Annotated in this window: 9 protein-coding genes; 3 read left to right on the forward strand and 6 right to left on the reverse strand. The window is 71.8% G+C overall.

The annotated features are described in order from the left end of the window. Positions 1-22: 22 nt before the first annotated feature. The gene (locus tag HUN58_RS08260; RefSeq protein ID WP_058743272.1) at positions 23-817 is read left to right on the forward strand and encodes a ThuA domain-containing protein; all 795 of its coding nucleotides are present in this window, start codon (positions 23-25) and stop codon (positions 815-817) included. Then, positions 814-1,923 (forward strand): Gfo/Idh/MocA family protein, encoded by a 1,110-nt coding sequence (locus HUN58_RS08265; protein WP_257222143.1) that lies wholly within the window; start codon positions 814-816, stop codon positions 1,921-1,923. Before HUN58_RS08260 ends, HUN58_RS08265 begins: the two co-directional genes overlap by 4 nt. A gap of 257 nt (positions 1,924-2,180) precedes the next feature. Here HUN58_RS08265 and opgC read toward each other — a convergent pair whose 3' ends face one another. The 4 genes from opgC to HUN58_RS08285 form a co-directional block, all read right to left on the reverse strand. Next, positions 2,181-4,712 (reverse strand): OpgC domain-containing protein, encoded by a 2,532-nt coding sequence (gene opgC, locus HUN58_RS08270; RefSeq protein ID WP_180225640.1) that lies wholly within the window; start codon positions 4,710-4,712, stop codon positions 2,181-2,183. Beyond that, positions 4,709-5,122, reverse strand: coding sequence for an ATP-binding protein (locus tag HUN58_RS08275; protein WP_167510009.1), 414 nt, complete (start codon positions 5,120-5,122; stop codon positions 4,709-4,711). The genes opgC and HUN58_RS08275 overlap by 4 nt, the downstream gene beginning before the upstream one ends. Beyond that, the gene (locus HUN58_RS08280; protein ID WP_229666782.1) at positions 5,119-7,146 is read right to left on the reverse strand and encodes a glycosyltransferase; all 2,028 of its coding nucleotides are present in this window, start codon (positions 7,144-7,146) and stop codon (positions 5,119-5,121) included. The genes HUN58_RS08275 and HUN58_RS08280 overlap by 4 nt, the downstream gene beginning before the upstream one ends. A gap of 120 nt (positions 7,147-7,266) precedes the next feature. Then, a complete protein-coding gene (locus HUN58_RS08285) occupies positions 7,267-8,001 on the reverse strand; it encodes a TetR/AcrR family transcriptional regulator (protein ID WP_141860420.1) in 735 nt (244 codons plus the stop codon). A gap of 122 nt (positions 8,002-8,123) precedes the next feature. On the opposite strand from HUN58_RS08285, the gene HUN58_RS08290 reads away from it, so the two are divergent. After that, positions 8,124-9,056 carry an NAD-dependent epimerase/dehydratase family protein gene (locus tag HUN58_RS08290; RefSeq protein WP_141860418.1) on the forward strand — a complete coding sequence of 311 codons (933 nt, stop codon included), beginning with the start codon at positions 8,124-8,126 and terminating at the stop codon, positions 9,054-9,056. Positions 9,057-9,215: 159 nt separating this feature from the next. Here HUN58_RS08290 and HUN58_RS08295 read toward each other — a convergent pair whose 3' ends face one another. Both HUN58_RS08295 and HUN58_RS08300 read right to left on the reverse strand, forming a co-directional pair. Then, complete coding sequence (locus tag HUN58_RS08295) at positions 9,216-11,039, reverse strand: DEAD/DEAH box helicase (RefSeq protein ID WP_229666783.1); 1,824 nt, start codon at positions 11,037-11,039, stop codon at positions 9,216-9,218. Between the two features lie 135 nt (positions 11,040-11,174). After that, on the reverse strand, positions 11,175-11,651 hold the full coding sequence (locus HUN58_RS08300; protein ID WP_114848853.1) for a MarR family winged helix-turn-helix transcriptional regulator: 477 nt from the start codon (positions 11,649-11,651) through the stop codon (positions 11,175-11,177). Positions 11,652-11,696: the final 45 nt, after the last annotated feature.

The following is an 11,696-nucleotide window of genomic DNA, read 5'->3' on the forward strand; positions in this document are numbered from 1 at the left end:
CACAGCCAGGAAGGCACACACCATGACCACCACCCCCCTCCGCGTCACCGTCTGGGGCGAGAACGTCCACGAACAGGTCGAGCAACACGTCGCCGAGCGCTACCCCGAGGGCATGCACGGGGCGATCGCCGCGGGCATCCGCGAGCACCTGCCCGAGGCCGTGGTCCGCACCGCGACCATGCAGGAGCCCGAGCACGGCCTGACCGACGCCGTGCTCGCCGAGACCGACGTCCTCACCTGGTGGGGGCACGCCGCCCACGCGGACGTCGACGACGCCGTCGTGGACCGGGTGCACAAGCACGTCCTGTCCGGCATGGGGCTCGTCGTCCTGCACTCCGGCCACTGGTCGAAGATCTTCGGCAAGCTCATGGGCACGACCTGCACGCTCCGGTGGCGCAGCGAGCACGACCAGGAGCTCGTCTGGACCGTGAACCCGCAGCACCCCATCACCCGCGGCGTCCCGAACCCGATCGTCATCCCCGAGCAGGAGATGTACGGCGAGTACTTCGACGTCCCGACCCCCGACGAGCTGATCTTCATCTCGGGGTTCACCGGCGGCGAGGTCTTCCGGAGCGGCATGACCTACCGCCGCGGCCTCGGGAAGATCTTCTACTTCTCGCCTGGTGACCAGGACTTCCCCGTGTACCACCACCCCGACGTCCGTCGCGTGGTCGCGAACGGCGCGGAGTGGGCCCGGCCGGACCGGGAGCGCGAGCTGCCGACGCTCCGCCGCTACGACCTGGGCGAGTACTTCGACGGCCAGCACTACCGGGGCCCGTTCGACGACGCACCGGCCGACGAAGAGGTCCCGGCGTGACCGCCCCGCTGCGGGTCGTGCAGGTCGGCGCCGGCGGGATGGGCCGCGCGTGGCTCGCCACCGTCGCCGCCGACCCCGACGTCGAGCTCGTCGGCGTCGTCGACCTCGACCTCGACGCCGCACGCACCGGGGCCGACCTGGCCGGCGCCCCGTCGATCCCGGTCGGCCGGGACCTCACGGCGCTCCTCGCGGAGACCGGTGCCGAGGCCGTCCTCGACATCACCGTGCCGGTCGCCCACCACCAGGTCACGATGGACGCCCTGCACGCCGGTCTGCCGGTCCTCGGCGAGAAGCCCGCCGCCCAGACCGTCGCCGAGGCCCTGTCCCTCGCCGCCGCGGCCGAGGTCACCGGGCAGCTGTTCATGGTGTCCCAGTCCCGCCGCTACAACGACCAGCTCGTCGCCTTCCGGCAGCACGTCCGCGCGCTCGGCGGGGTCGGGAGCCTGAACACCCGGTTCGCGAGGGCACCGCGCTTCGGCGGCTTCCGCGAAGAGATGGACGACGTCCTGCTCCTCGACATGGCGATCCACGCGTTCGACTCCGCCCGCTACGTGCTCGAACGCGAGCCGGTGTCGGTGTACTGCGAGTCGTGGAACCCGTCGTGGTCCTGGTACCGCGGGCACGCGAACGCCGCCGCGGTGTTCACGTTCGAGGACGACGTCCGCTACGTCTACGACGGTTCGTGGTGCGCGCCGGGCGACGAGACGTCCTGGAACGGCGACTGGCGGGCCACCGGCGCGACCGGCTCGGCCGCCTGGGACGGCGACCACGACCCGTCGAGCGTCGTCGACGGCGGAGCGGGGTCGCCCGAGCCCGCCGCCGGGGTCGGGACGGAGATCGCGGGAGCGCTCGCCTCGTTCGTCCGCGCGGTCCGGTCCGGACACCGTCCCGACGGCGAGGTGCACCGCAACGTGATGAGCCTGGTGATGGTCGACGCGGCGATCGCGTCGGCGCGCTCCGGGCAGCGCGTGGTCGTCGACGAGGTGCTCGAGCAGGCGCACGCGACAGCCCTCGAGACCGAGCGGGACGAGGCGGTCCGGGAGCGGCTCGCCGCGTGGGGTCCGGTCCGGCAGGCGCTCGCGACCGACAGCGGCGCGCTCGCCTGACCCGCCCCACGCGACCACCCCACGGACGGGAGGCGCGGTGCCGGCCGGCACCGCGCCTCCCGTCCGTCCGTGGTCGCGGCGCACCCGCCCACCCGCGCTCGCGCTGCCGGATCCACGGATGCCGGGCCGATCCGTGCAACGAAGGCCGATCCGCGCGTACTGGGTCGAATCGCGCGTACCAGGTCGTTCGTTCTGACCAGGTATGCGCGGATCGGCTTCCTACGTCACGCGCGATGGGAACGACCGCGCGGGCGGGGTCAGCGGGGGATGACCGAGAAGAGGAACTTCTTGCGGATCATGTACCAGACCAGCAGGATCAGCGCGGTGTGGGCGGCGAAGCCGATCCACCCGTTGAACCAGTCGACACCGGGGATCGACGCGATCGCCAGCGCGAAGAACACCTGCCACACGAAGACGTAGAGGCTCGCCTGCCCGATCGGGATCCAGAGCCAGCCGATCACCGCCGCGATCGGCTTCCAGAACACCGTGAGGATCGCGTACGACACGATCGCGAAGAACGCGATGTCGACGAGCCGGCCCCACTGCAGGTCCACGCGCTGGTAGGCCGTGTTGTAGAGCTGGTCGTACATCGTCGCGGGGAACGGGGTCGGGGTGAAGCCGAACTGGTTGCCCGCCCAGACGTAGACCAGGAACAGCGCGTACCCGGTGATGCCGACGCCGATGAGCACCTTGCCGAGCCGACCGGTGAGCGCGCCGATGACCTGTCGGCGGTAGTAGCCGAGCACGAGTCCGTGCGTGAAGACGACCTGCCAGGTGAGGAGGGGGAAGACCGCCTCGAACTGCGAGTTCAGCGGACGGAAGTCGGGGTTGAGGGCCTGGAAGACGTAGACACCCCAGCTGACGACGAGCAGCGCCCACCAGAACCCGCGCCGGATCACCCACATGAAGAGCGGGATGAACAGGCTCAGCACCACGAAGAGTCCCATGATGTTGAACGGCCACGGGCCCATCTCGAGCAGCAGGAACTGCCGGATCGCGTACCAGGGCGGCGGGTACGCGAGCAGCTGCATCGCGTTCGGGTACAGGTCGTACACGCGTCCCTCGGCCCCGACGCCGCCGGTCCCGGTCCCCCGGTCCGTGAAGGTCGTGATCGCATCGGTGTTCAGGAAGGGGATGAAGCTCATCGCGAAGACGACCAGGATCACCCCGAGGGTCACGAGGTACTGCTTCCGCGCACGCTTCCACGCGCCGACGGCGGCGACCCACTCGCCGAACTTCTTGATCGCGAACGGGTAGGTCATGCCGAGGACCATGCCGGACAGGAACACGAACATCTCGGCGCCGGTGATCGCGCCGGTCGCGTGCAGCGTGATGTACGAGTACGGTCCGCCGATCTCGATGTGCGTGATGACGACGGCGAGGATGATGAACCCGCGGAACAGGTCGAGCCGCAGGTCGCGCCCGGGCTTGCCGTCGTCGGGGTAGCGCCAGCTCGGCAGCAGGAGACCGACGAGGCCGCTGAGCAGGAACACCGCCGCCAGACCGGCCGCCAACCAGACGATCCACGCCATCTGGTCGCCGCCGGTCTCGTACTCCTGGCTGACGGCGGCGGCGCCGTCCTGCGGTGTGATCCGCTTGGTGACCGGCCCGAAGACGAAGTGGTCGGCGTCCTGCAGGTCGGTCCGGAACGACCCGGCGATCCCCGGGACGGCCGTGTCCCGCCAGTCCGCGACCCGGTTGCCGGCCTCGGGCTCGCGGCGGTTCGTCTCGAGGAACGTGACGCCGCGGACCTCGGGGTGCTGCTGCACGGCGGCGATCACCTGCCGCCACCACTCCTGCTTGACGGGGAACTCCGCGGCTCCCTTGAGCGAGTGGTCGTAGAGCGCCCCGGTGTCCAGGAGCATCGGACGGTCCTGGTCGACGGCGAAGCGCTGGGTGAAGGTGCCCTCGGTCTGCGGCTGCTGGTAGCCCCAGGTCTCGTCGAAGCGTGCCTGGACCTCACCGGCGGCGGGGACCTCGTTGGTGGTGAGGGGGACCTCGCGCCCGGCGGCCTCGGTGGCCTTGCCCTTGCCGAAGGAGAACATGGACAGGCCGACCCAGTCGACGCTCGACGCACCGGGCCAGTACGGCGCGTACGGGTCGTCGGCCGCGGTGAGCTGTCCGTCGCCGTTCGTGTCGAGCTTCGACACGTCGGTCGCGGACAGGTCCTGCAGGCGGCCGGCGGACTCCCCGAAGGGGTAGCCGGCCCCGTACGACGGCGACCACACCATCGCGGCCGACGAGTCGCCGGCGTGCACGACGCCGGCGAGCGTGCGGAAGGCGTCGACGAACGCGGTCGGCTGCTGCCCCCACCGGACCCATGTACCGTTCATCTGCGGCGCGAAGCGGACGAGCACCCGGGTGTCGTACTGCCGGTGGACCTCCTCGAACAGGCGGTTCGCGGTCTCGGCGTCGGCGCGGGTCAGGGAGCCGAGCGACTGCGAGGGCTCGAGGCTGACGACGAGGACCGCTCCCTGGGCGGCCGTGGCCCGGGTCGCCCGGAGGAACTCCTTCCGGGCGCTCCGGTCGAAGGGGTACGCGATCTCGACGCCGTACATCGACGGCACGGCACCGAGTCGGCCCGCGTAGCCGTCGGGGCCATCGTCGCCCCAGTCGAGGTCCGGGCCGAACCACGCCCGGTCGGACGCCGGGAGCGCACCGCGGTCCGAGGCTGCCGCCGTCGCTGGGGACTGCGTCGCCGTGACCGCGGACGCCGGGAGCGCGCCGCCGAGCAGCAGCGTCCCGAGCACGACGAGGAGCGCGACGGCCTTGGCCAGGACGCCCCTCACCGGCTGCACGCGAGCGTCCAGATGTTGTGGCCGCCGACGTGCTGGTGCTCGAGCCGGTCGAGCGCGGCGATGGAGAGCGCGAGCCCGCGGCCGCTCTCCTCGTCGACGTCCGCCATCGTCACCGCGGACAGGTCGACGTCCGCCGGCTGCCCGTTGTCGGTGAGCACCGCGAGGAGCTCGCGGTCGGTCGCCAGGAGCTCGACCGTGTAGCGGCGGCCCTCGATCCGGTCGGTGCGCTTGGTGTGCTCGACGATGTTCGCGGCGACCTCGGCCAACGCGGTCTCGAGCGCGAAGCGGAGCCGCACGTCGTCGACGTCGAGCGTCTCCCACCAGGCGGCGAACCGGTCCTGCACCTCGTCGAGGGACGCGGCGACGGCCGGCACCTCGAAGGTCACGTGCTGCGTGGTCACAGCGGGCCTCCTGCGGTCGAGGACTCGTGTTCGGACTGCACCGTGCCGGGGCCGGGACCGCCGTAGCGGACCGCTCGGATCACGATGCTGAAGATGAAGAGGTCGAAGACGACCCAGGCGGAGTTGACGAGCGGGGCGATCCCCTCCGCCTGGCCGGTCAGGTAGCGGATGCCGATGAGCACCAGCGACGCGACGAGGGCCGCCATCGCGATGAGCTGCGGCTTGACGAGGTCCCACCGCGGCTTCTGCTCGGACTCGTCGCGGACCTTCGGGGTGACCCGGAAGCCGAGCGGCTTGCCCCGGAACACGTTCTCGAACGCGCTCGTCACGGACTCGATCCACACGGGGAACAGCGCGAGCGAGTACTGCTGCCCGCGCCACGTCGGTCTGCCCGCGGCGACCACCCAGAACAGTGCCTGGTTGAGCACGAGGAACGGGATGAGCCGCACGAAGAAGTCGACGCTGTACGCCTGGACCGGGACCACCCCGAACGACAGGCAGAGCACCGGGGCCGCGATGTAGACGACCGCGGCGAAGCCGGACAGGTAGCTCCACATCGTCGAGAAGTACATGAGGCGCTGCCCGAACGAGAGCCCCTTCTGCACGAGGGGGTTCTCGCGGAAGAACACCTGCATGGTGCCCTGTGCCCACCGGAGGCGCTGCACGAGCATGGTCGGCAGGTCCTCGGGCGCCAGGCCCTTGGCGAGGATCTCGTCGTGGTACGCCGACTTCCAGCCGAGGCCGTGCAGGCGCATCGCGGTCGCCATGTCCTCGGTGACCGAGATCGTGGCGAGCGGCATGATCGGCTGCGCCTCGTCGTCGCGGTTGACGTCGAGCGCGCGGGCCAGGACGGCGATCGACTCGATGGCCGCGACGGGCGAGGCCTCGCGCCGACCGAGGACGTCGAGTGCGGCGTCGTCGAGCCCGGCGAACGTGTCCGCCTCGGTCGACATCGCCGCCAGCTCCTGCAGGTCGCGGCGGACCGCCTCGAGGTCGGCGGCGGCGAACCGGAAGGCGATCGCGTCGATGCCGCGCTGGAAGTCGTACGTGACGTCGCCGAGCGGCTCGCCCCGGTCGATCTGGTCACGGGCGCGGTCGACGACCTGCTCGGCCCCGTCGAGCGCGTCGAGCACGCGCGGGTCGGTCTCGGTCTCGCGCGCCCGGGCCAGGAGCTTCCGCGAGGTCTTGATCGTCCGCTCGACGGACTCCTCGACCTCGCGCACGTAGCGGGTGACGCCGAGCTGCATGAGGGCCTCGCGGCGCAGGATCGCGTTCGAGCCGCAGAAGAACGCGGCGTTCCAGCCGTCCTTCGACTGCTGGATCGGCCCGTAGAACAGGGGCGCCTGACTTCCGAGGAGATCGGCGTCCGGGACGTTCTCGAACCACTGCGGGGTCTGCACGAGCGCCATCCGCTCATCCTTGAAGTACCCGAGCGTGCGGTCGAGGATCGACGGCTCCGGGACCTGGTCGGCGTCCAGGATGAGCAGGAACTCCCCCTGGGTGGCGAGCAGCGCGTTGTTGAGGTTGCCGGCCTTGGCGTGGCGGGGGCGGTCGACCCAGTCGGCACCGCGGGTGATGACGCCGATCCCGAGTGCCTCTGCGGCGGCGCGCATCTCCGGACGGTTGCCGTCGTCGAGGATCCACGTGCTGTGCGGGTGTGTGATCGCCTTCGCCGCGCGGGCGGTGCGGACGACGAGCTCGACGGGCTCGTTGTACGTCGTGACGAAGACGTCGACCGTGACGTCCCCGGCCGGCTTCGTCGGCGGCTCCCCCCGCTCGCGCAGCCGCCACGCTCCGAAGGCGAACAGGAGCGAGTCGATGACGCTGTAGGTCTCCGCCAGGATCAGCGGCACCGCGATCCACCACGAGTGCCAGTTCACGGAGGCGGCCCAGCGCCAGACGATGTAGTTCACGCCGGCGATCGAGGCGAGCAGGGCGACCGTCCGGACCACGGCGAGCCGCCGGGTCGGGGTGCCGGTCGTGAGCCGTCGCCGGTCCTGGCGGCTGACGTCGAGCGCCGTCATCGGCATCCTTCCCTGCTGCTGCCGGACAGCGCTGGTGAGTGCGCTGCATACCAGCCTGTCTACCGCAGGACACGAGGACCTGTCAGCCCGACGCCCCGATGAAGCGCCGCCCGACCACGCTCAGCGGCCCGCGAGCCCCAGGTCGTACGCGAGGTGGACGACGACCTCGTCGAAGTAGGCATCAGGATCGGACACCGATCCGACGGCGTGACCGAACAGCTCGAAGGACAGGACCCCGAACACCGTGGTCCACGCCATGAGCAGGCGGAGCACGGCTTCGGGGTGCGGGTCGGTGTGGAAGCCCCGCTGTCGCGTGTAGGCGACGGCGTCGGCGATCGCGGTGGCCGTCCGCGCCGGGTCACCCACCGCGGGGCCGGTCCCGGTCCGCGACGGACCCTCGTCCGGGTCGTCCCAGACCTCGGTGACGATCCGGACGAGCACGTGCGTCGCCCGCGAGGCCGGCTCGATCGTGTCCTGCGGTGCGACGTAGCCGGGCACGGGTGAGCCGTAGAGCAGTGCGAAGTCGCCGGGGTGGGAGGTCGCCCACGTGCGGATCGCCCGGCACGCCGCCGTCCAGCGGCCGAGGTGGTCGGCCCGGTCGACCGGCGCCTCGGCGGACTCGACAGCGGCGCCGAGCTCGTCGTAGTCCGCGACGAGCAGCGCCGTGAGCAGGTCGTCCCGGCTCGGGAAGTACCGGTAGACGGCGGAGGACACGAGTCCGACGTCCCGCGCGACGGCACGCAGGCTGAGCTGCGCGGGACCCTCCTCGGTCAGGCGCGCCCGAGCTGCAGCGAGGATCCGCGCGCGGACGGTCTCGCGCGCCAGGGCGCGGGCGGTCGGGGCCTTGTCGGACATCTCGTCAGGATGCCATGCGAGAGCAGTGCACACAAACAAGAGCACTGCTCTTGCTAACGGAGCCGATGCGCGCCACACTGCTTTCGAGAGCACCGCTCTCCGAATCGATCCAGGAGGCCACCATGTCCCGTCACCACGTCGTCGTCGGCGCCGGTCCCGTCGGGCGGCACGTCGCCGCCCACCTCGCCGACCGCGGGGAGGAGGTGGTCGTCGTCACGCGGTCCGGCCGCGCCACCGGCCTGCCCGGAGTCCGGCACGAGGCGCTCGACGCGTCCGACGCCCGTGCACTGACCCGCGTCACCGAGGGCGCCGCTGCGCTCTACAACTGCGCCAACCCCGGCGACTACACACAGTGGGAGCGGGTGTGGCCGCCGCTCGCGGACGCCCTGCTGACCACCGCCGAGCGCACCGGGGCCGTGTACGGCATCACCGGCAACCTGTACCCGTACGGACCCGTCGACGGACCGATGCGTGAGGACCTGCCCGACGCGGCGACGGACCACAAGGGCGTGCTGCGGGCACGGATGTGGGCGGACGCCCGGGCCGCGCACGAGGCCGGACGCCTGCGGGCCGTCGAGGTCCGCGGTTCGGACTACGTCGGGCCCGGCATCGGCCAGAACGGGCACGTGACGCGGGTGTTGCCCGCCGCCCTGCAGGGGAAGGCCGTGACGGTGATCGGCCGGACCGACCGGCCGCACACCTACACGGACGTGCAGGACGTCGCGCGGACGCTCGTCGCGGCGGTCGGCGACCCCTCGTCGCACGGGCGCACCTGGAACGTCCCGTCGAACCCACCCCGGACCCAGGAGCAGGCGCTCACCGACGTGCTCCACGCCGCTGGTCGTCCGCCGGTCCGCGTGCGCGGGCTGCCGATGGGACTGGTCCGGGCCATCGGCCTGGTCACGCCCCTGATGCGCGAGCTCGCACAGCTCGGGTACCAGTGGACCGCGCCGTACGTGCTCGACGACCGGCAGGCGCGGGCGCACTTCGGCATCGAGCCGACGCCGTGGGACGAGGTGTGCCGCCGGACCCTGTCGGGACTCGTGACGGCGTAGCGAACGGCGCCCCCGAACGCACCGACACGCCCCCGAACGCACCGAGACGCCCCCGAACGCACCGAGACGCCCCCGAACGAGCGAGACGCCCCGGATCCGGGGGCGTCTCGGCAACGGCAGGGCGTCTCGGCAACGGCGCCGAGCCGGCGACCTCGCGTCTCAGTACCGGGGCTTGCGCGGCGCGCGCTCCCGGTCGCCACCACGGAACCCGCGGTCGTCGCGGTCGCGGTCGCGATCCCGGCCCCCGCCACGCGGCCCACGGTCGTCCCGGTCCCGGTCACGCCGCACGCCACCACCCCGGCGGTCCGGCTTGATCTCGATGAGCTTCCCGCTGATCCGGGTGTCCGACAGCCGGTCGAGCACGCCGGCGTCCATGTCCCGCGGCAGCTCCACGATGGAGAAGTCCGGCCGGATCTGGATCGCGCCGAAGTCGTCACGGCGCAGGCCGCCCTCGTTCGCGAGCGCGCCGACGATCTGCCGGGGCTCGACGCGGTGGCGACGCCCGACCTCGATGCGGTAGGCGGTCATCGGCTGCGAGCGACGCGGACCACGGTCCTCGCGGTCCCGGTCGGGCCGGGCGGCGCGGGCACCGTCGCGGTCGACCTGGTTCCGCAGCTGGTCGTCGGCGGGGTCGAGCAGCAGCGGCGACTCCCCCTGCGCGACCACCGCGAGCGCGGCGGCGACGTCGTCGGCCGGCACGTCGTGGTTCCGCACGTAGTGGGCGATGACGTCGCGGAACGCCGTGATCCGGTCCTGCTGCTCGAGCGCCGCGGTGATCGCGTCGTCGAAGCGGGTCAGGCGGGTCTCGTTGACGTCGTCGATCGTCGGGAGCTGCATCTGCGTGAGCGGTTGCTTGGTGTGGCGTTCGATCGCCGAGAGCAGGCGGCGCTCGCGCGGCGTGACGAAGCTGATCGAGTCGCCCTTGCGTCCGGCGCGACCGGTGCGGCCGATGCGGTGCACGTAGGACTCGATGTCGACGGGGATGTCGAAGTTCACGACGTGCGTGATGCGGTCGACGTCGAGACCGCGGGCGGCGACGTCGGTCGCGACGAGGATGTCGAGCTTGCCGGACTTCAGCTGGTTGACCGTCCGCTCGCGCTGCGCCTGGGCGACGTCACCGCTGATCGCGGCGGCGGCGTACCCGCGGGCGCGGAGCTTCTCGGCGAGGGTCTCGGTCTCGCTCTTGGTGCGGACGAAGATGATCATGCCCTCGAAGTCCTCGACCTCGAGGATGCGGGTGAGCGCGTCGACCTTCTGCGGGTACGACACCATCAGGTACCGCTGCGTGATGTTCGCCGCGGTCTTGGTCTTCGTCTTGACGGTGATCTCGGCCGGGTCCGTCAGGTACTGCTGCGAGATGCGGCGGATCTGCGCGGGCATGGTCGCCGAGAACAGCGCGACCTGCTTGTCGTCCGGGGTCTCGGCGAGGATCGTCTCGACGTCCTCGGCGAAGCCCATCTTGAGCATCTCGTCGGCCTCGTCGAGCACGAGGTACTTCAGCTCGGACAGGTCGAGCGTGCCCTTCGCGATGTGGTCCATGATGCGACCGGGCGTGCCGACGACGACGTCGACGCCGCGGCGCAGGGCGGACAGCTGCACGCCGTACGCCTGGCCGCCGTAGACCGGCAGCACGTGCACGTGCTTCATGTGGGAGGCGAACTGCTCGAACGCCTCGCAGACCTGGAGCGCGAGCTCGCGGGTGGGCGACAGCACCAGGGCCTGCGGCACCTTCGCGCCCGACTCCATGCGGGACAGGATCGGCAGCGCGAACGCCGCCGTCTTGCCGGTCCCGGTCTGCGCGAGGCCGACGACGTCGCGCCCCTCGAGCAGCGTCGGGATGGTCGCCTCCTGGATCGCGGAGGGGGTCTCGTAGCCGATCTCCTTGACGGCCTTGAGCACCGGGTCGCTCAGGCCGAGGTCGGCGAAGGTCACCACGGGCCCCTCGTCGGTGGTCTCGGTGGTGGTGGCGGTGTCCGTGCTCATGCGGAAACGGTACCCCGGCTGCGACCTGCGCGGCGACCGCGCGTGGTGACGGAGCACCGGACTGGAGGCTCGTGGCGGGCCCCGCCACGAGCCTCCGGTCCGTCCCCGGTCTCGTCCGCGACGCGGGCCGCGTGGTCAGGCCGCGTCGTCGCGGTCCGGCGCGCCGATGCCGAGGACGGTGTCCGCACGGTCGTTGAGGCGGGCCAGCAGTCCGGCCAGCGTGCGCAGCTCGTCGGTCGCGAAGGCCTGCGTGAGCTCGTCGACGGCCTCGGCGCCGGCGACGTCGAGCCGGTCGAGCAGCCGGCGACCGGCGTCGGCGACCGCGACCAGGCTCGCGCGTCCGTCCGCGGGGTCGGGCGAGGTGTCGAGGTACCCGGCCTCGACCAGCGACGCGACCCGACGGCTGACGACCGGCCGGGACAGCCCGGTCGCGTCGGCGATCGCCATCGAACGGACGGCACCGAAGTGGTCGACAGCCCGCAGGATCACGCGCGCCGTCGGGTCGAGCCCGCCGCGCGACTCGATGAGCGACGAGCGGAGCGCCTGGCGGACCCAGAGCCGGTCGAGCTGCGCGTGCAGGAGCCGCTCGGCGGCGGCGCGGTCCTCGGTCACGCGGCCAGGGTACCGGCGCCCAAATTAGTTGCTTGCTGGAAGCAA

It is taken from the genome of Curtobacterium sp. Csp1 (assembly GCF_013347185.1).

Coding starts and splice junctions, on each gene's coding strand:
- HUN58_RS08285 (WP_141860420.1), bottom strand. CDS start 8,001: ATGTCCGACAAGGCCCCGACCGCCCGCGCCCTGGCGCGCGAGACCGTC.
- HUN58_RS08295 (WP_229666783.1), bottom strand. CDS start 11,039: ATGAGCACGGACACCGCCACCACCACCGAGACCACCGACGAGGGGCCC.
- HUN58_RS08260 (WP_058743272.1), top strand. CDS start 23: ATGACCACCACCCCCCTCCGCGTCACCGTCTGGGGCGAGAACGTCCAC.
- HUN58_RS08290 (WP_141860418.1), top strand. CDS start 8,124: ATGTCCCGTCACCACGTCGTCGTCGGCGCCGGTCCCGTCGGGCGGCAC.
- HUN58_RS08280 (WP_229666782.1), bottom strand. CDS start 7,146: ATGACGGCGCTCGACGTCAGCCGCCAGGACCGGCGACGGCTCACGACC.